The sequence below is a fragment of the Pararobbsia alpina genome, from assembly GCF_902859895.1.
GTDB lineage: Bacteria > Pseudomonadota > Gammaproteobacteria > Burkholderiales > Burkholderiaceae > Pararobbsia > Pararobbsia alpina.
On record NZ_CADIKM010000032.1, the window covers coordinates 1 to 19,276 of the forward strand.

15 protein-coding genes are annotated in these 19,276 nt (G+C 62.3%); 5 read left to right on the forward strand and 10 right to left on the reverse strand.

The genetic code is table 11. From position 1 onward, the window contains the following. Window positions 1-95: 95 nt before the first annotated feature. The 3 genes from HV670_RS22500 (at window position 96) to HV670_RS31200 (ending at window position 6,464) form a co-directional block, all read left to right on the forward strand. Window positions 96-437 (forward strand): ATP-binding protein, encoded by a 342-nt coding sequence (locus HV670_RS22500; protein WP_175107272.1) that lies wholly within the window; start codon window positions 96-98, stop codon window positions 435-437. 148 nt (window positions 438-585) lie between these two features. Next, window positions 586-3,558, forward strand: coding sequence for an ATP-binding protein (locus HV670_RS31195; RefSeq protein WP_246257831.1), 2,973 nt, complete (start codon window positions 586-588; stop codon window positions 3,556-3,558). A gap of 44 nt (window positions 3,559-3,602) precedes the next feature. Continuing rightward, window positions 3,603-6,464 (forward strand): GAF domain-containing sensor histidine kinase, encoded by a 2,862-nt coding sequence (locus HV670_RS31200; protein WP_246257832.1) that lies wholly within the window; start codon window positions 3,603-3,605, stop codon window positions 6,462-6,464. Window positions 6,465-6,590: 126 nt separating this feature from the next. On the opposite strand, the gene HV670_RS22510 is transcribed toward HV670_RS31200, so the two are convergent. The 7 genes from HV670_RS22510 to HV670_RS22540 all read right to left on the reverse strand — a co-directional run bounded on the left by HV670_RS22510 (window position 6,591) and on the right by HV670_RS22540 (window position 13,066). Beyond that, window positions 6,591-8,036 carry an alginate export family protein gene (locus tag HV670_RS22510; protein ID WP_175107273.1) on the reverse strand — a complete coding sequence of 482 codons (1,446 nt, stop codon included), beginning with the start codon at window positions 8,034-8,036 and terminating at the stop codon, window positions 6,591-6,593. Between the two features lie 14 nt (window positions 8,037-8,050). Beyond that, entirely contained in the window at window positions 8,051-8,986 is a 936-nt protein-coding gene (locus HV670_RS22515) for a VOC family protein (RefSeq protein ID WP_175107225.1), read from the reverse strand. 48 nt (window positions 8,987-9,034) lie between these two features. Further along, on the reverse strand, window positions 9,035-9,778 hold the full coding sequence (locus tag HV670_RS22520; protein ID WP_175107226.1) for a YoaK family protein: 744 nt from the start codon (window positions 9,776-9,778) through the stop codon (window positions 9,035-9,037). Next, on the reverse strand, window positions 9,760-9,996 hold the full coding sequence (locus HV670_RS22525) for a DUF1427 family protein (protein WP_175107227.1): 237 nt from the start codon (window positions 9,994-9,996) through the stop codon (window positions 9,760-9,762). The genes HV670_RS22520 and HV670_RS22525 overlap by 19 nt, the downstream gene beginning before the upstream one ends. Before the next feature lie 3 nt (window positions 9,997-9,999). After that, window positions 10,000-10,440, reverse strand: coding sequence for a DoxX family protein (locus HV670_RS22530; RefSeq protein ID WP_175107228.1), 441 nt, complete (start codon window positions 10,438-10,440; stop codon window positions 10,000-10,002). 13 nt (window positions 10,441-10,453) lie between these two features. Continuing rightward, complete coding sequence (locus HV670_RS22535; protein ID WP_175107229.1) at window positions 10,454-12,331, reverse strand: amidohydrolase; 1,878 nt, start codon at window positions 12,329-12,331, stop codon at window positions 10,454-10,456. A 99-nt stretch (window positions 12,332-12,430) separates the two neighbouring features. Beyond that, a complete protein-coding gene (locus HV670_RS22540; protein WP_175107230.1) occupies window positions 12,431-13,066 on the reverse strand; it encodes a hydrolase in 636 nt (211 codons plus the stop codon). Window positions 13,067-13,557: 491 nt separating this feature from the next. Between HV670_RS22540 and poxB the strand changes: the two genes are divergently transcribed. Together poxB and HV670_RS22550 are read left to right on the forward strand one after the other, a co-directional pair. Beyond that, on the forward strand, window positions 13,558-15,279 hold the full coding sequence (poxB, locus tag HV670_RS22545; RefSeq protein WP_175107231.1) for a ubiquinone-dependent pyruvate dehydrogenase: 1,722 nt from the start codon (window positions 13,558-13,560) through the stop codon (window positions 15,277-15,279). Between the two features lie 323 nt (window positions 15,280-15,602). Next, complete coding sequence (locus tag HV670_RS22550; RefSeq protein ID WP_425511457.1) at window positions 15,603-16,775, forward strand: MFS transporter; 1,173 nt, start codon at window positions 15,603-15,605, stop codon at window positions 16,773-16,775. A 46-nt stretch (window positions 16,776-16,821) separates the two neighbouring features. On the opposite strand, the gene HV670_RS22555 is transcribed toward HV670_RS22550, so the two are convergent. Genes HV670_RS22555 through hypA form a run of 3 tightly spaced genes read right to left on the reverse strand, consistent with a single transcriptional unit; the run spans window position 16,822 to window position 19,246 of the window. Next, window positions 16,822-17,871, reverse strand: a complete 1,050-nt coding sequence (locus HV670_RS22555) for a HoxN/HupN/NixA family nickel/cobalt transporter (RefSeq protein WP_175107233.1) — start codon at window positions 17,869-17,871, stop codon at window positions 16,822-16,824. A gap of 59 nt (window positions 17,872-17,930) precedes the next feature. After that, window positions 17,931-18,917, reverse strand: coding sequence for a hydrogenase nickel incorporation protein HypB (hypB, locus tag HV670_RS22560; protein WP_175107234.1), 987 nt, complete (start codon window positions 18,915-18,917; stop codon window positions 17,931-17,933). After that, complete coding sequence (hypA, locus tag HV670_RS22565; RefSeq protein WP_175107235.1) at window positions 18,917-19,246, reverse strand: hydrogenase maturation nickel metallochaperone HypA; 330 nt, start codon at window positions 19,244-19,246, stop codon at window positions 18,917-18,919. Before hypA ends, hypB begins: the two co-directional genes overlap by 1 nt. Window positions 19,247-19,276 lie beyond the last annotated feature (30 nt).

Here is a 19,276-nt window from a genome sequence, read left to right on the forward strand (position 1 = left end):
CGCCGGCCCGGTGCTTTTGCTTCCATCGATCTAGTACCCATCACATTGTGGTGGGTACTAGCCTGACGATTTTTTCAACTCCTGGATAGGCGGTAATCGATCCTCGCTTACTTCTTAACCTGATCACGAACGGGATAGAGGCTACGGAAAACTCGGGACGCGCACCTAAGATTCTCATTGCCGCGAGCCCCCTCGACGACCGGTCCGTGCTGCTCGAGGTCATCGACAACGGTTCGGGCATCGTCGGTGGCGACAGCATCTTCGACGCATTCGTCACGACCAAGAGCAAGGGAATGGGTATCGGGCTTGCGGTGTCCCGATCCATTATCGAAGCTCATGAGGGTCGTCTTACTGCCGCCAATAGCGAGGGATACGGAGCGACCTTCAGCGTCGTCCTGCCAGTCTCGCCTGTCCAGACTTCCCCACAGGAGGTTTGATTCCATATTCATGTAATAGCCGTCCTTTGCCGCGCCAGCTACCATTTGGCATAACAAGAGACCTTCAATTCACTCACTGCGGTGGTGATTCGGCGGTAAACAGTCGCTCACGCCATTCAGTCTCTCTTCCAATGGCAGCCGGCATTTCATGAACCAGATCGAACTCGATGCGGATCGCGCTGCGTGGCGCCGCGCGCGCGACCGAACAGTCCTTGTTCCCGAAGATTCCGGCGACCAGTCACTCGACGATTTCCTCGATGCATCGATGGACGCCGGGACCTTCCTGCGCCTCGCTATTGGGATTGCGTCGGCGCTGGCCAAAGTCCACCAGAGCGGGCTCGTGCACAAGGATGTCAAGCCGGCCAACATTCTGGTAAATCCCGATAGTGGTGAAGTCAGGCTCACGGGTTTCGGCCTCGCGTCGCGGCTTACGCGAGAGCGTCAACGGCCCGAGCCGCCCGATTCCATGGCCGGTACGCTCGCCTATATGGCGCCGGAGCAGACCGGGCGGATGAATCGTTCGGTCGACTTCCGCAGCGATCTCTACGCGTTCGGCGTCACGCTCTACCAGATGCTCACGGGAAGTCTGCCATTCACCGCTACCGATCCGATGGAATGGGTGCACTGCCACATCGCAAGAGAGGCGGTGCCGCCGCACGAGCGCGTGGCCCATTTGGCACCGGTCCTTTCCGCGCTTGTGATGAAGTTGCTCGCCAAAACCCCGGAGGAGCGCTATCAGACCGCGGCAGGCGTTGAAGCGGACCTGCGACGCGGCCTTGCGCGATGGGAAACCGAACGATGTATCGGTGAATTCCCGCTTGGCGAGCGCGACACGCCGGACCAACTGACGATTCCCGAGAAACTGTACGGGCGGTCGCACGAGGTCGAGGCTTTGCTTGGTGCCTTCTATCGCGTCGTCGAAAGCGGAACGTCAGAACTGGTTTTGGTCTCAGGATATTCCGGCATCGGCAAGTCGTCTGTCGTCAACGAACTGCGCGAGGTGCTAGTGCCTTCGCGCGCGCTCTTCTGCGCGGGCAAATTCGATCAGTACAAACGCGACATCCCCGATTCGACGCTGGCGCAAGCTTTTCGAAGTCTGTTACGGCCGCTGCTTGGCAAAAGCGAGGCGGAGCTTGCGGCTTGGCGCGATGCGCTTCGGGATGCACTGGGACCGAATGCCGGACTCGTCGTGGATCTCGTTCCTGAACTGGCGCACATCATCGGACAGCCCGCGCCAGTCCCCGAGTTGCCGCCACAAGATGCGCACCAGCGGTTTCGGCTCACGTTCCGGCGGTTCATTGAAGTTTTCGCCCGGCCGGAACATCCGCTGGTGCTCTTTCTCGACGATTTGCAATGGCTCGATGTGGCGACGCTCGACCTGCTGGAGGACCTGCTGACCCGGTCCCATTTGCAGAACCTCATGCTGATCGGCGCCTATCGCGACAACGAAGTCGATTCCGCACATCCGCTGAGACACAAGCTCGATGCCATCAAGGCCGCCGGCGGCAAGGTGGCGGAGATCGCGCTCGCGCCACTTGCCCGAGAGCATCTCGAACAGTTGATCGCGGACGCTCTGCATTGCAAGCCGGAGCGGGTCGCCCCACTCGCGTGGCTGGTGCACGACAAGACCGCCGGAAATCCGTTCTTTGCCATTCAGTTCATTTCTTCGCTGACAGAAGCCGGAATGCTTGCCTTCGATCATGATGCGGCGCGCTGGTCGTGGAACCTCGATCGCATCCACACGAAGGGTTACACCGACAATGTGGTGGAGCTCATGGTTGGCAAGCTGAGTCGCCTGTCCGCGCAAACGCAGCAAGACATGCAGTTGCTTGCTTGCATGGGGAACAGCGCCGAACTTGCCCTGCTGGAAACCGTTTCCCGGCGCTCGGGCGGCGATCTCCATGGCCGGCTTTGGGAAGCAATTCGAGCAGGCCTCATCGTCTGCACGAAGGATTCCTGTCGCTTCGTGCACGACCGGGTTCAGGAGGCGGCGTATTCCCTGATCCCGAAGGAGGCGCGTGCGCAGATCCATCTACGGATAGGCAGGGTGCTTGCTGCCTGCATCCCGCCGGAAAAGCTGCCGGAGATGATCTTCGAGATCGTCAACCAGCTCAATCGCGGCGTACCGCTCATCACGTCACAGAACGAGCGCGAGCAACTCGCCGAACTGAACCTGATCGCTGGCAAGCGCGCGAAGGCCTCGTCCGCCTACGCTTCCGCGCTGGCGTACCTCAGCGCCGGCGCGGCGCTGATGCGGGAGGATGCGTGGGAGCGCCGGCAGTCGCTTGCCTTCGCCCTGGAACTGCATCGGGCCGACTGCGAGCTCTGGATGGGCGCACTGCCGTGCGTGGGGGAACGTCTCGCGGCGCTTGCTACGCGCGCTGCCGACACGGTCCAACGAGCGGCCGTCGCGAGCCGGCGCGTGGATCTTTACACGATGCTCGCGGCTGGCGAGCGCGCGGTCGCGGTGGGTCTGGAATTCCTCCGGCATGTGGGCATCGATTGGGCAGCCCATCCCACCCCGCTGGAAGCGCGTCTCGAGTACGAGCGGATCTGGTCCCAGGTCGGAAGTCGGGCGATCGAGGATCTCATCGACCTGCCGCTCATGGAGGATTCGGTGTCTCTTGCCACGCTCGAGGTGCTCACCACCCTTGGAGCACCGACGTTATACACCGACGAGAATCTGTACGCGCTCACCACCTGCCGGGCGGTAAATCTGAGCCTGGAGCGTGGCAACAGCGATGCCGCACCGGCGCATTACGCCGCGGTCGGGCTGATTGCCGGCGACCGCTTCGGCCATTACGACGAAGGTTATCGACTCGGAAAGATGGCCTGCGATCTGACCGAACGTCGCGGATTGACGCGCTTCGGAGGAAAGACCTATTCGGTCTTCGCACTCGTGGTCCCTTGGACACGACCGCTGCGGGAGAGTATGGACCCGGCTCGACGTGCCTTTCAGATGGCGAACGAACAAGGCGACCCGACGTTTGCCGCGTATGCCTGCCGCAAGATCAGTTCCAATCTTCTCGCCTTGGTGATCCCCTCGATCGGGTCGAGCGTGAAGCCGAGCACGGATTGGAGTTTGCGCGCACGCTGCGTTTTGGATACGCGGCCGACATGATCTCCGCGCCGCTCGCGCTCGTGCGCACGCTCCGTGGCGAAACCGTGACATTCGGCTCGCTCGAGGTTGGCTCGTTCACGGAACACTCGTTCGAGGGGCGCCTCACGGGTCACCGCGCTCTGGCTATTCCTGAATGTTTCTACTGGATCCGAAAGCTGCAGGCGCGCTTCTTCGCTGGCGACTACGCATCGGCTATCGATGCCGCGGAAAAAGCGGAAAAATGCTTTTCGACGTCAGCCTCGCTTTCGGTCATGCTGATGGAGAGAGCGGAATACCACCTCTATGCCGCCCTCGCCCGGGCCGCCTGCTGCGAGCCCATCGGTCCCGATCCGTATGCGAAGTATCGGGACGCGCTGTCGGCACATGAGCGACAACTCCGGGCATGGGCGGAAAACTGCCCCCAGAACTTCGAGGATCGTGCGGTGTTGGTCGGCGCAGAGATTGCGCGCATCGAGGGGCGCCTGCCCGAGGCAATGGATCTGTACGAGCGCGCCATTCGCTCGGCGCGTTCGAATGGCTTCGTTCAAAACGAGGCGCTGTCCTACGAACTGGCTGCCCGCTGCTATGCCGCGCGCGGCCTTGAGGAGATAGCGCATCTCTACCTGGAAAACGCACGGCGTGCCTATCTGCGGTGGGGAGCCGATGGGAAGGTGCGACAACTCGATCAGCTCCATCCTGGATTGAGGCAGGACGATCGTGCCCCGGACCCCGCGGGCATGGTCGACGCGCCGGTCGAAGATCTGGATCTGGCCACTGTGATCAAAGTGTCGCAGGCAGTGTCAGGCGAGATCGTCCCGGAAAAGCTCATCGAAACACTGTTGCGTACAGCCGTCGAGCATGCCGGAGCGGAACGTGGGCTGCTGATCCTCCCGCGTGGCAGCGAATTCCTGATTCAGGCGGAAGCGAAGACTGGCGACAGGTCCGTTTCGGTCAGCCTACGCGAGACGCCAGTTTCCGCGGACGAGTTTCCCGAGTCGGTGGTCCGCTATGCCGCGCGCACCCGGGAGATCGTGATGCTCGACGATACTTCAGTCCCATGTCAGCATTCCACCGATCCGTACCTCGGTGCGCAGGGCATCCGGTCGGTACTCTGCCTGCCGTTGATGAAGCAGGGTGCGCTGGTTGCACTGCTGTACCTGGAGAACAGGCTTGCTCGAGGCGCTTTTACGCCCGGTGGGATGGCTGTCCTGAAGGTGCTTGCCTCCCAAGCGGCGATTTCGCTCGAGAACAGCAGCCTGTATCGCGAGCTGCGGCGCAGCCGCCAGTATCTCGCGCAGGCGCAGAAGGTCAGCCACACCGGAAGCTGGGCATGGAGTCCCGTTTCCAATGCCGTTCTCTATTGGTCGGACGAGTGTTATTGCGTCCTTGGCCACGACCCTGCGAAGGGGCTGCCTTCGTTCGAACAATTGGTGCAAGATGTTCATCCGGATGACCGTACCCGCGTCCTGGAGAGTTTTGGGAAGGCTGTGCGCGAAGGTTCCGACTGGGAAGCCGAGTACCGACTTGGGAACTTCAATACCGGAGTGAGAACCGTCCGTTCCATGGGGCATCCGATTCTGGACCGCTCGGGCCAGACGTTCGAATACATCGGCACCGTGATCGATATCACGGAGCGCAAGCGCGCAGAGGAGGCGCGCGAGGACCATCTATGGTTCCTCGAGTGCATGGACCGCATCAACCGTGCCATGCAGCGAACGAACGAGGTCGAGGGCATGACGCGCGGTGTGCTCGAGGAGGCGCTGGCGATCTTCGATTGCGATAGGGCCTGGCTGGTCTATCCCTGCGATCCCGATGCGCCAGTGTGTCGCGCGGTGATGGAGCATACGCATCCGGACTATCCGGGCGCCTTCGCGCTCGACCAAGAGCTGCCGGTGGACGCCCGGGGCGCCGAATTCCTGCGCGCCATGCTGCATGCCCCAGGTGCGCTGGTGGATCCAGACATCCCGTCGGAGATCCGCGAGCAGTTCAACATCGTGTCGATGATCGCCATCGCGGTTTGCCCCAGGGGCGACAGGCCGTACCTGTTCGGGCTGCATCAGTGCTCGCATTTGCGCTCCTGGACCACCGTGGAGCGACGGCTTTTCGAGGAGATTGCCAGACGCCTCGAAGATGCGTTGACGAGCGCGCTCGCGCACCGCAACCTGCTTGTGAGCGAGGATGCGCTGCGCACAAGGGAAGACGCGCTGCGGCATGCGCGGGAAAAGCTTGCGCAGGCGTCACGGATGGCGACGGTAGCCGAGCTGTCCGCGTCCATCGCCCACGAAATCAACCAACCGCTGCAGGCCGTCGTGGCCAATGGGCAGGCGTGCCGGCGCTGGCTCGCTGCAACGCCGCCCGACATCGACAAAGCCCGACTCAGCGCCGAAGCCATCGTCCGTGACGGATATGCCACAGCGGACGTGATAAGTCGTATTCGCGCACTGTTCAAGCGCACGGCTCCCACCAAGGTCGATCTTGACATCAACAAGCTGATCCTTCAGGTCTGTACGCTGATGGCTGACGAAATCCACGGGAACGGGATCTTGCTCAAGACTCAGCTAGCCCAGGACGTGCCGATGATCAGAGCCGATGCGGTGCAGATTCAGCAGGTGATCGTCAACCTTGTCCGCAACGCCATCGAGGCGTTGTCAGCGACGGTGGAACTACCGAAGTCGCTCTTGATCCGCTCTCGGCGCGACGGGGATAACGTGGTGGTCGACGTTCAGGATGAAGGCATGGGACTGGCGAATCCGGATACGTTATTTGAGCCATTTGCCACCACAAAGGAAACGGGCATGGGCATCGGGCTGGCGATCTGCCGGTCGATTGTCGAAGCACACGCCGGCCGTCTTTGGGTCGTGTGCAATGAGATCCGTGGCGTGACGTTCAGCTTCAGTCTTCCGACTGAGCGTTCGGATGCAAGGTGAAACCCGTGGCAGTCCAGGGCGCGACTTGCCTGCAGTGTTCGGCCTGCAATCGAATGTGTCTTGAGTGGAAGCTCGACCAGTCGTCGATCACGCTCACGCCCTATGCATCGGACGGCGGCTAGCGGCTCACCATCCGAACCTCGCTTCGACGCCCACATAATCCGCATTGCTCCCCCCCAAGGCGCGAATCGAATCGCCAACTTGGAAGTGCACGGCTTCCAGTGCGAACGCCACGTGCGAGCTGACGAGCCAGTCGGCTCGAACCTGTGCATACATCCCGGTCCAGCTCGTCCCCTTCCCTGCCGTGCCCGGCACCACAGCCGAGCCCTGGCCGTAGACCGCATCGGCCGTCGTCGCGCGCCACTGGAAACCCAGCGCAGTGAGCAGCGTGAGCTTCGGCGATATCTTGAACGTGATCGACGGCTTCACGTGAATCAAGTTGGTGTAGCCGGTGTATCCCGCCAACGTGAAGTAGTAGCCGTTGGGAAAGAGCGGATTGAACGTTTCGACACGTCCATCGCCGGGATGCCGGTCGCCCGACGCGCCATCCACTTGCAAGCCAACACGTGGCGAGCCCGCCACCGACGCGAACGTATAGCCGCCGATGAGCCCGAACGCCCATGCGCCAATCGTGCTTTGGCCGACGTGCCCCGTCTGCACCATCGTTTCCGCGTCCCAGTCGAACGGCGCGACCTTGCCCGCGTAACGCACGTCGAATACGTCGCGATGCTCGGTGCCCGTCGCATCGAGAAAGTGAGCGTTCTCACGGTTGTAGCGCGACCAGTATGCGGACAGATCGCCTGGCCCCGTGTTCGCGCGTTCGACGCGCACGCCGCTGAACGTGAGTTGCCGGTTCGACACATCGTCGAAGGCCCTGACGTCGCGGTATTGCACGGGTTGGGTCATGTAGCCGATGAAGCGCCACTTGTCGATCTCATAGTCGGCCCACACCGCGTCGAACGCCTGACGCACATTCGGCCCGTCGCGCACCGAGACGAACCGCTGCAAGTCGAACGCCATCTCCTGGCGGCCAACGCGCGCCTTGAACGTGCCGCTGCCGACCCCATAGACGAACGCGACGAACGCCTGCTCGATATCGAGGGGATTCTTGTCGACGGGCGTAACGGAATCCTTGCCGAAGGGCCGCGCATCCTCGAGTTGAAAGAACGCCTGCACATGCTGACCGAAACGCGCATCGGCGAACACTTCGGCACGCTGGATCACGTAGCTGTCGGGCTGCGCGCTGCCGAGCCCGAAGAGCGGCGTGTTGTTCAGCTCGAAGCGCTCGCGCAGGTTCGCGCCGAGCGACAAATACGACGACGGATCGCCGCCGAGCGGGATGTACTTGAGCCCATCGAACGGCTCGCGCGGCACGCACGGATTCGCCAGCACCGACCAGTCTTCCTGCCAGCGGTTGAACGACAGCGACGACGGCCGTTTCGCAGTGCATCGAGGCGCAACGGCCGCGGCCGCCTCTGTCGTATTGTCGGCGGCAAATCCGCTCACGCCCTCCGTCAATCCGCACACGGCCAGCGTAGCGCAGGCGGCGGCCTTCGACGTCGCGCGCCGCATCGATCGACACACCGTCACTTCGTCAGTTCGTGAATCTCGGCGACATAGCCGCCGGGAAACTCGACCATCGCGGTCCGCCCTTCGGCCGTAGGGTTCGCCGGTGACAGCAGCTTCACGCCCACATCCTGCGCTTTCGCGAGCGTCGCGTCGAGATCGGCGACGTGATAGCCCGTCATCTCGTGTCCGAACGGATAAGGCAGCTTGCCGTCGGTCACGAACACGAGCATATTGCCGAAGCCGGACGTGATGCGCACGCGCCGGATCGTCTCGCCGGGCCGGCCGAGTTCACTGCCGTCCGCATGGCGGTTGTCGGAGACGACCTTGCCGTGCGAGAAGCGCAGGAAGCGCCTGATGAAATCATCCGCGGAGTGCGCGGAGACATAGACGCGATTGTCGGGCACCGTTTCGAGCGGGCCATAAGAAGGCGCTTTGGTATGCCAGTACAGTTGCATGTACAGGCCCCCCGGCCACTGGATGATCGCGTCCTTGCCGATCGGATCGTCGAACGTATCGACGACCACGTCCGCGCCCGCGGCGCGCGCGGTGCGAACGGCCTCGTCCATGTCGGTGACGAGATAGCCCGTGCGCTCGCTGCCGAACGGATAGGGTATCGGCGTCTGGAACGCAAACACCGACAACATGCCGACAGGCGTCTGAATGTATTGCGAAGCCGTCTTGCTCGGCGTCGGCGTCACCTTAAACACGGCGCGCTGCGAAGCCTTGCCGCCGAACGTCGCGACAAAGCTGTCGACGAACGCGTCGATGTCCTGGCTCGCCACATAAACGTGTGTCGTGTCGTACTGCGGACCGACAGACACGACGGGCATGCTCTTGCCCGCCTCGTGCGGGTCGGCCTCGGCGGAAGCCGGCGAGCCGGCCAGCGCCACGCCGAGCACCGCGATCGACACGACCGCGGCCCGCAACAATCGATACATCGTGACGGTACTCATAAAAACGCTCCTTGCTGATGATGGATGCCGCAGCCTCGCGCGGCGCAATCAGATTCCTGTTTGCCCCGCGCCCGTCCTTCTCGAGAGCACAGCGAGCACGCATAAGCCGGCGAGCGGCAAAAGCAGCGCCCAGAATGACGCGAACAGATACCCCGCCGCGCCCGCACCCGCGCCGATTGCAAAACCGGCGACCGGCGGCAGCGTGCGCAACAACCGGCTGCGCGCCGCCTGCCGCGCTTTCGGCTCGCCGGATGAAAACAGCAGATCGAATGCGTCGATCACGGCCTGCGTGACGTTGCCCGTCATCACCGTGTTCGGCACGACAGAGCGCGCCGTCAAGCGCCCATGCGCGTTTTGCACGCCCATCGCCGCTGCGCCGAGCAGGCCGCAGGCGATGGTCATCGGCGCGTCGGCATCGATGACGGGCATCGCCAATACGCCGGCCGCCATGAAGCCCGCCAGCAGCGCCGCCTGCAGCGCATACAAGGCGCATGCGTGCACGCCATGTCCGCGGTGAAGCAGCCTGTTGTCGAGCACGCGAGCGAACACGACCCCCGCGACGAATGCGGGAAACGCGAGCCACTTGATCAGCAGGCCATGGTCCGCGCCCGCGAATGCCGCGCCGATCATGATGAAGTTGCCCGTCACGTGCGCGGTGAACAGACCGAACAGCGCGACGAAGCCAAACGTATCGACATAGCCTGCTATCGAGGCCAGCCACGTGTCCTCGCCGGGCACGTGATCGAGCTGCGCCGCGCGCGGCGCTTCCGCGTCTACTGATCCTCGCTGCATGACGAGGTCAGCTTGCTACTGGCGACGGGCGGCGCGCTTTGGATTCGCGCATCGGGCGTGCGTATCTGCGCCTGCACGAACGGAATCGCATGCTCGCCAATGACAATGCCCAACAGCCCGGCAAGCGCGATCAGTGGCGGCGCAGGCGATTGCACGCGCACGAGGTAATACAACAGGCCGACCACGAGACCCGCGCCCAATGAAATCAGATATGACATCGCTCACTCCTCACGCGCCGCGCCGGACCGTGCCGCTCGGGCCTGCCATGGCCAGGACGCGTGCGGCCGCAGCGTAATCCGGTAGCGTCCCGCGCCGCCAATCGCGATCGTTCCGAACATGATCAACAGCATCCACGCGAATTGCCCCTGCTCCAGCGTCCATTCGCGATGTACGAGACCCAGCGCGATCACGCAGACCAGCATGATCGGCAGCGCGGCAAGCCGTGTCGCGATGCCCGCGATCATCAGCAGCGGACACAAAACCTCCGCGAAGATCGCGAAGCCCAGCGTCAGCGTCTTGCCGAAATGCAGCGGGTTTTCGATTGCATCGAGCTGGCTCGCGTAGTGGATCGCCTTCGGCAGTCCATGCACGAGCAGCACGAGCACGCTCGCTGAGACGCGCAGGAAAAGCAGCGCGGCGTCGGGGGCGGAAAAGCGCTTCATGGCCAGTTTGCGCCTAGAACGCGAAGCAGCTGCAACCGAGCGCGCCCCAGAACGCGTTCGCGTCGCTCGCGGGCACGTTGCTGCGCCACGCCCACGCATGCGCATGACGATGCACGCCGCACAGGTTCACGCACGCGTCGTTACACGACTGCTGCACCGGTGCAGCGGCCCGATAACGCGCATAGCCGCCGAACTCCGCGACGGGCGACCACTCCGGGCTGACGGGCAGCGCGGGCGGGCCGAACGTTTCGAACTCGTCGGCGGCGTAGACGACGCGGCCGTTGACCACGGTCAGCACCGAGCTCAGATGCTTGATGTCGTCTTCGTCGATCGTGAAATAGTCGTCCGAGAGCACCGCGAAATCGGCAAGCTGGCCAGGCACGAGCGCGCCCTTGCGCGTCTCGTCGTTCGAGAACCAGGCGCTGCCGACCGTATAGCGGCGCAGCGCCTCCATGCGATCCAGCCGGTCCCGCAAGGCGTACATCGGCGTGCCGCCCACCGTGCGTCCTGAAACGAGCCAATACAAGGAAACGAAGGGATTGAAGCTCGCGACGCGCGTCGCGTCCGTCCCCGCCCCGACGGGCAGCCCCGCCGCCAGCATCCGCTGCACGGGCGGCGTGCGCGCGGCGGCTTGGGCGCCATAGCGAGCGATAAAGTATTCGCCCTGATACGCCATCCGGTGCTGGACCGCGATGCCGCCGCCCAGTGCGGCTATGCGTTCGATATTGCGCGCCGAAATGGTTTCGCAGTGATCGAAGAACCAGCGCAGGCCGTCGAAGGGCGTGTCTTCGTTGACGCGCTCGAACACGTCGAGAAAACGCTCGATCGATTCGTCGTAAGTGGCATGCAACCGGAACGGCCAGCGATTTTGCACGAGCAGCCGCACGACGGCTTCGAGTTCGCTTCCCATCGCGCCCGGCAGATCGGGACGCGGCTCCAGAAAATCTTCGAAGTCCGCCGCGGAAAACACGAGCATTTCGCCTGCACCGTTCATTTTCAGAAAGTCGTCACCGTCGCCGGGCTTTGTGACCTTGGCCCACTTCGCGAAGTCTTCGATTTCCTTCTTGGCGTTCTGCGTGAACAGGTTGTAGGCGATGCGCACCGTCAGTTCGTTGCGCTTCGCGAGTTCCATGATGACCGCATAGTCGTCAGGATAGGACTGATAGCCGCCGCCCGCGTCGATAGCGCTCGTCACGCCCAAGCGGTTCAGCTCGCGCATGAACTGGCGCGACGAGTTCAGCTGATCGTCGAACGGGAGCTTCGGTCCTTTGGCAAGCGTCGCGTACAACAGCCCCGCGTTCGGACGCGCGATCAGCATGCCCGTAGGATTGCCGCGGCGGTCGCGCTGGATTTCGCCGCCGGGCGGACTCGGCGTGTCGCGTTCATAGCCGACGGCACGCAGCGCCGCCGCATTCAACAGCGCGCTATCGTAGAGGTGCAGGATGAAGACTGGCGTATCGGGCGCGATCGCGTTGATTTCTTCGAGTGTCGGCCCGCGCTTCTCCGCGAACTGGAATTCGTTCCAGCCGCCGATCACTCGCACCCATTGCGGCGCAGGCGTGCGCGCAACCTGCGCACGTAGCATGTCGAGCGCGTCGCGCAGCGTTGGCACGCCATCCCAGCGCAGTTCCAAATTGAAGTTCAGGCCGCCGCGAATGATATGGAGATGCGAATCATTGAGACCGGGAATGACCGTGCGTCCCTTCAGATCGATGCGGCGCGTGGAAGGGTTCGTCCATTGCATCATGTCGTGATCGGTGCCGCGCGCGATAATCTCGCCTTTCGCGATGGCGAGCGCCGTCACGAACGATCGCTTGTCGTCCTGCGTCGCAATCTTGCCGTTATAGATCACCAGGTCCGCAGTGCGGGCGGGCTGAATGGGTGCGGTCATCGTCGCTCTCCGTTGTCTTGTGCAGGCGTGTCTCACGCGCGACGACAGCGACGTCGCGCGTGACGCATGGCAGGGAATACGTGGGGTGATCGGCGCCGATCAGCTCGCCTCGCTCACGTGCTCGCCGAGTATCTGCTTCGCGTAGCGCACGCCGATGCCATACGAGGTATGCGCCTTGAAGATCTCCATGACGCCGTCGTACGTTTCGCCACGCGCCCAGTCGCGCTGCAGTTCGCACAGGAACTGCACCGACGTTATCGGCACCGCGCCCGCCTGGACGACGCGCTGCACGGCACGCTCATGGGCTTCTACGGTGATGTCGCCGCAGGCGTCCGTCGGCACGTAGATTTCGAAGCCCTCGGCCAGCATCTGCACAGTCGGGAACGCGACGCACACTTCTGTCCACAGGCCCGCGATCACGATCTTCTTGCGGCCCGTCGCCTTGATCGCGTCGCGAAAGGCCTTGTCTTCCCATGAGTTCATCGACGTGCGATCGATCGGCTTCGTCTTTGGAAACACCGACTGCACTTCCGGCAGTAGATCGCCGCTAAAGGACTCGGCGGCGACCGTCGTCAGAACGGTCGGCACCTTGAAGAGCTTCGCACTCTTCGCGAGGATCTGGACGTTGTGCAAGATGGTCGTGCGCTCGTGCGAGTGCGTGCCGAAAAACATTTGCGGCTGATGGTCGATAAGGGCGAGCGCGCACGTGTCAGGGGTCAACAATTCATAAGCCATGAGTAGCTCCATTTTGCGAGAATGCAAGGACCCACACGGTTGCATGAAGGCAACCGCGCCAGCGTCCGGTTAGTGGGTGAGTCCAGTCGACGTTGCATCGGCAAGGCGGATGCGAACGGCATTCCAGTGCGGCTTGCGCGCGAGGCTCACAAGTCCGCACGGGCACTACGACCCGGGTGAAGCGTCCACAGCAGCAACATAGAACGTTGTGCTCGACAAGGACATTGCATGTTTATGTAATCCGAGGCACGTCCAGGTGCGTGACCTCGTTGCTTGACAAGCGTCGATCGCCGAGCCTCATTGGTCTGGTTCCAGATTCATGTAATAGCCATCGTTCGCATCACCAACTATTATCAAGAACATTGCACTATGGACCGTTCAATTCAGTCACTACGGCTTAAAGGACGGTGCGCTCACGCCGGGTGTATCTATTCTGGTTCTCTGGGAAGCATCCAACGTGTAGAAATCCTTTTGACCTATGGAGATGTGAAATGGCGACGATAGCTGCCGACTACATGGTTAGTGCACTAGTAAAAGCCGGAGTGAAGCGTGTGTATGGTGTGGTGGGGGATTCGCTCAACGGATTCACGGATTCCCTGCGCAAGGATGGTTCGATTGAATGGGTTCACATGCGGCATGAGGAAAGCGCGGCTTTCGCCGCCGGCGCCGAGGCCCATCTCACGGGGCAACTCGCAGTCTGCTGTGGTAGCTGCGGTCCGGGGAATCTGCACCTTATCAACGGCTTGTTCGACTGCCAGCGCAGCGGGGTTCCTGTTCTAGCTATCGCCGCGCATATCCCGAGTACGGAAATCGGCATCGACTATTTTCAGGCTACCCACCCCGAAGTGCTGTTCAAGGAATGTAGCCACTACGTCGAACTCGTCCACAGTGCCGACCAGCTCCCGCAAATCTTGCTCCGTGCCATGCGGACGGCGGTTGCGCGCAAAGGCGTCGCTGTTGTCGTCGTACCTGGAAACGTCGCACTCGCGCCTCTCGCAATACCTGTGCCGAACTGGAGCGTGCCTTCCGCTCCGGTGATTCGCCCACCGAACGACGAAGTCGCGGAACTCGCACGTCTGTTGAACCAGTCGTCGCGCGTGACGTTGCTTTGTGGGGCGGGTTGCAAGGATTCCCACGCGGAAGTCGTGGAACTCGCCCGCAAGCTGCAAGCGCCCATCGTGCACTCGCTGCGAGGAAAGGAGTACATCGAATACGATAACCCGTTCGATGTGGGAATGACCGGCCTGATCGGCTTCGCCTCCGGCTATACCGCGATGAAGAGTTGCGACATGCTCCTGATGTTGGGTACCGACTTCCCGTATCGACAGTTCTACCCGGAGAAAGTGACCATCGCGCAAGTCGATACAAGGGCGGAAGCGCTCGGCAATCGATGCCCGCTGGAGCTCGGCGTATTGGGAACCGTCAAGGATACGCTCGATGAACTTCTTCCAATGATTCAGGAGAAAGCGGACAGCACCTTCCTGAAGCGCGCGCTCGACGACTATCACAAGGCTCGCAAGAGTCTGGATGCGCTGGCGGAGCCGGAAGCGGGCGACAGCACCATCCATCCGCAGTACGTGACCCGGCTCGTCAGCGAACTTGCCGACGAGGATGCGATCTTCTCCTGCGACGTCGGCACCCCCGTCGCATGGACAGCCCGATATCTGAAGATGAACGGCAAACGACGACTGGTCGGTTCGTTCAATCACGGCTCGATGGCCAACTCGCTGTTGCACTCGATTGGCGCGCAGGCCGCTTTCAGGGACCGACAGGTGATTTCGATGTCGGGCGACGGCGGCTTCGCCATGATGATGGGTGAGTTCTTGACGCTGATTCAAACAGGTTTGCCGGTCAAAGTCGTCGTGCTCAACAATGGAACGCTGGGCTTCGTGGAAATGGAGATGAAGGCGAGTGGCTTCCTTGATACGGGATGTGACCTGACAAATCCGAACTTCGCCGCGATGGCCAATGCGATCGGAATCAAAGGCGTGCGCGCCGAGCACCCTGCGGAGCTGGAAGGCGCCCTTCGCGAAGCATTCGCCCATCCGGGTCCGGCTCTCGTCGACGTCGTGAGCGCACGCCAGGAACTCGTGATGCCACCTGCGACCACCCCTGACCAAGCCTACCATTTTGGGCTGTTCATGCTTCGTGCCGTCATGGACGGTCGAGGCCACCAGCTCATCGACCTCGCAAAGGTCAATCTGTTCCGGTAGGCAGTCCGCAAGTGTATAGGGACCGTTATCCGGATCCCTTCACTTGCAACGTCATTCATTTCATCCGGGCCCGTGTGTGATGACGGTTGTCCGAGGGTATGTCGCGCCGAACTACGGTCGAACGGTAGCTGACCGATTCCGGTATTTAGATAGCTTGATGGGTAGCTCCATCGCGCGTTGGCCCGTACTCGGTCGACCGGCAACTCAATGGAAATCGAACCATGTCCAGCAAGGTCGCAAGCACTGTCAGTACTCCATTAGCCCGCGATTCCATACACATGGGTTTCGTCATCGCCTGGCTTTTTTGTGCCGCGTTCTACTTCATGCAGTACATGCTGCGCTCCGCGCCGGGCGTGATGATCCCCGAGTTGAGTGCGGCGTTCTCCCGCGATGCGCTGGGCGTGGGCGCGCTCGTCGGCCTGTACTACTACACCTATGCGCTGTTCTCGATCGTTTGCGGTGCTTTGCTCGATCGGCTCGGCGGCAAGGCTGTCATTCCGGCCGGCATCGTTCTCGTTGCTGTCGGGGCGGCTCTGTTCGGCCTGGGCACCCTGGAGGCCGCGCAAATCGGCCGCCTGCTGCAAGGCGCGGGATCGGCGTGCGGGTTCATCGGCGCGGTGTACCTCGCCACGCATGGCTTTCCCCCGCGTTCTCTCGCGACGGCGGTCGGTTTCACTCAATGCTTCGGCATGCTCGGCGGCTCCGCAGGCCAGTTCGCCGTTGCGCCGCTCATTCACGGCGTCATCACCTGGCAGCGGTTCTGGTGGCTGTCCGGCCTCGTCATCCTTTTGATTGCCGTACTGGTATTCATCGTGACGCCGGCAAGCCATGACGACAGTCCACCCAGCCAGGGCTCGTGGATCAAGATGTTTGCGCCGTACAAGGAAGTGCTGACCAATCCGCAATCGTATCTTTGCGGCTTCTGCGCCGGCCTGCTGTTCTTGCCGACTACGATAGGCGACATGATCTGGGGTATTCCGTTCCTGCACAACGGTCTCGACGTCAGCTATGCGGAGGCCGTCAATCGAGCGAGCATGGTGCCACTCGGCTGGGTGATCGGCTGCCCACTGCTAGGCTACCTGTCTGACCGTCTGGGCCGCCGCAAGCCAGTATTGATCGCCGGCGCGCTGCTCATGCTTGTGTCGGGGGCGGGCATCTTCTATCTGCCCGCCGGCGTGGCGCCGCCTTACGTGCTCGGCCTGCTGCTCGGCATCGGCTCCGGCGCGGCCATGCTGCCCTACACGGTGATCAAGGAAGTCAATCCGGACAACGTGAAAGGCAGCGCCAGCGGCGCGATCAATTTCCTGGTCTTCACGTTCAGCGCCTTACTCACACCCGTGTATGGCAAGCTCCTCGCCCACTTCGCGAACGGCGGCGCAATGGACCTGTCGGTGTTCCGCACCGCCGGCTCGTGGCTGCTCGGTGGCATCGTGCTCGCCATGGTGCTTGCGATGTTCATACGCGAGACCGGACCGCGCGGACGCGCGAACGCGTGAGGCTGCATGAGATCGTGTCCGCAGGCACAGAAGCAAGTCCGTGATGCTAGCCGGTCACATCGTCATAGCGCCTTAGCTTGTAGATGGCGATCGACACGACCCAACTCGCGATAAACACGCCGATGACGAGGTAACCCAATAGCCCGAAGTGCTCGTTCAGGCTGCCGATATCGCTCCAGAACACGCCACTCAGCCCGAGTCGGCCCTGGAGCAAACCCAGTACCTCGATACCGCCGATCAGTACCGCGATGAGCACCGAGACGAACGTGATCGTGATGTTGTAGTAGAGCTTGCGCAAAGGCCGGACAAAAGCCCAACGGTAGACACCCAGCATCAAAATACCATCTGTCGTATCCACCAACGACATGCCTGCTGTAAACAGAACCGGCAGTACGAGCACCGACCAGAACGACAGACCATGCGAGGCCTGAGACGCCGAAATGCCGAACAGCGCCACCTCGGTCGCGGTATCGAAGCCAAGTCCGAACAGAAAGCCGATTGGATAAAGATGCCAGCTGCGCGATACCAGTGCCAGCACTGGCCGAAGCAACCGCGAAAGAAAGCCGCGATTGTTGAGTAGAAGATCGAGATCGGTTTCGGCCAGTGGCTCTCCACGGCGAACGGCGTGAAACGTCCGAATCACGGACACGAGGACGACCAGATTCGCAAAAGCCAGAACGAACAGGAACCCGGCCGAGATGCTCGTACCGATGACGGCACCCATATTCCTGAGGCTATCGAAATGCGCTGTCAGTGCCGTGGCAGCGAGCGCGACGGCAACGGTCAGTGCGATCACCACGGTCGAGTGCCCGAGTGAAAAAAACAGTCCGGCGCCGAGTGGACTGCGCCCGACCTGCAGCAGCTTGCGGGTCACATTGTCGATCGCAGCAATGTGGTCCGCATCCACGGCGTGACGCAAGCCGAATGTGTAGGCAAGCAGCGCCGTGCCCAACAGGGCCGGATGTCCGTTGAATGCCGCGAGCGCCCAGGCCCAGGCAGCGACATTGAACACAAGCAGGAGCGCGTAGATCCCGGCAACTTTTCGTTGCAGGCCCGTGGGGCGATCGTCAAAAAGTTGAGACATTTTTCTTGGCATCGTGAGCCTCGCCCAGCGCAAGCCGATGTGACGCACGGCCAGCGTGCGCCCTCCCCGTGTCAGCGTACCGTCTCCGTCGTGTCCGAGACCACCGCCTGGAGCCACGCATACCAGGCTTGCATGCCTGCCCCGGTTTGCGCCGATACCTGCAACACGTCGATCAAGGGATTGATCTGCCGCGCATAAGCGATGCACCGCTCGACATCGAAGTGCAAATGCGGCAGGAGGTCGATCTTGCTCAAGAGCATCAGGCGGCTTGCGCGGAACATGTGCGGATACTTGAGCGGCTTGTCTTCGCCCTCGGCGACAGACAGGATCACGACCTTCGCCTGCTCGCCGAGATCGAACAACGCGGGGCATACGAGATTGCCGACGTTTTCGATCATCAGCCACGAGCGGGGCGGCGGATCGAGTTGCTCCAGCGCCCGGGACACCATGCCGGCGTCGAGATGGCAACCGGTGCCCGTGTTGATCTGGACCACGCGGCAACCGGTCGCGCGAATTCTTTCGGCATCGTTGAGCGTCGCCTGATCTCCTTCGATGACCTGGATCGGGAGGGTACCGCGTAGATCGCGAATCGTGCGCTCGAGCAGCGTGGTCTTGCCGGCGCCCGGCGAGCTCACCAGGTTCAGCGCGACGATCTCGCGGCTTGCCAGCCAGGCACGATTGTCTTCGGCGATCGACTGGTTTTTCGCGAGCACATCCTGTTCGAGTGCGATCGTCGTACCATGGGTTGCTGCAACGAGCGCGGCTTCAGCGCCGGGGGCCCGCGTATCGTCGAGGCTAGCTTCATTGCCCCCGTGAGCGTCAGGGTGCGCCCGATCATGTGGGTGCGGGTGCGAGTGCGGATGGGAGTGCGCGTGTGCACGCGCATGCAGATGCGCGGCCACGCTGCTTGCGCTTGCCCGAGTCGCGAGCTGTCGCCACGAACCCGGCTCTGGCGCCGCGCCGCTCGCGCCATCGCGTGGCGTCTCGATCCGCTCACCGGTTTGCGAATCCGTATAAACCGTGTGCGCGCCTTTGGAACACCCGCATGTGGTACACATCACGCCACCTCCATCGATTTGATCTTCAACTCGCTGCCGGCCAGCAGTTCGAGGTCCACACTTCCGCACACGCACCGCTCGAGCAAATCGGCCAACGTCATCTCGTTGCCACAGTCCCGGCAACGCGCCCGCCCCGGTGTCTCGACGATCTCCAGTGCCGCGCCCTCCACCACCGTATCTTTGGCGCAGACGTCGAAACAAAAGCGAACCGCGTCCGGCATCACCGCCGACAGCCTGCCGATCTCCAACGTGACCCGCAGTACCTTGGCACCCAGCGCGCGCTCGGCACACAGCTCAACGACGCTATTCGCGATGCTCAATTCATGCATGACCGTGCCCCCGCGCCTGCGTCCCGGGTT

Coding starts and splice junctions, on each gene's coding strand:
- HV670_RS22540 (WP_175107230.1), bottom strand. CDS start 13,066: ATGGCTTATGAATTGTTGACCCCTGACACGTGCGCGCTCGCCCTTATC.
- HV670_RS22515 (WP_175107225.1), bottom strand. CDS start 8,986: ATGAGTACCGTCACGATGTATCGATTGTTGCGGGCCGCGGTCGTGTCG.
- hypA (WP_175107235.1), bottom strand. CDS start 19,246: ATGCATGAATTGAGCATCGCGAATAGCGTCGTTGAGCTGTGTGCCGAG.
- HV670_RS22525 (WP_175107227.1), bottom strand. CDS start 9,996: ATGTCATATCTGATTTCATTGGGCGCGGGTCTCGTGGTCGGCCTGTTG.
- hypB (WP_175107234.1), bottom strand. CDS start 18,917: ATGTGTACCACATGCGGGTGTTCCAAAGGCGCGCACACGGTTTATACG.
- HV670_RS31195 (WP_246257831.1), top strand. CDS start 586: ATGAACCAGATCGAACTCGATGCGGATCGCGCTGCGTGGCGCCGCGCG.
- HV670_RS22530 (WP_175107228.1), bottom strand. CDS start 10,440: ATGAAGCGCTTTTCCGCCCCCGACGCCGCGCTGCTTTTCCTGCGCGTC.
- poxB (WP_175107231.1), top strand. CDS start 13,558: ATGGCGACGATAGCTGCCGACTACATGGTTAGTGCACTAGTAAAAGCC.
- HV670_RS22550 (WP_425511457.1), top strand. CDS start 15,603: ATGCAGTACATGCTGCGCTCCGCGCCGGGCGTGATGATCCCCGAGTTG.
- HV670_RS22510 (WP_175107273.1), bottom strand. CDS start 8,036: ATGCGGCGCGCGACGTCGAAGGCCGCCGCCTGCGCTACGCTGGCCGTG.
- HV670_RS22535 (WP_175107229.1), bottom strand. CDS start 12,331: ATGACCGCACCCATTCAGCCCGCCCGCACTGCGGACCTGGTGATCTAT.
- HV670_RS22520 (WP_175107226.1), bottom strand. CDS start 9,778: ATGCAGCGAGGATCAGTAGACGCGGAAGCGCCGCGCGCGGCGCAGCTC.
- HV670_RS22555 (WP_175107233.1), bottom strand. CDS start 17,871: ATGCCAAGAAAAATGTCTCAACTTTTTGACGATCGCCCCACGGGCCTG.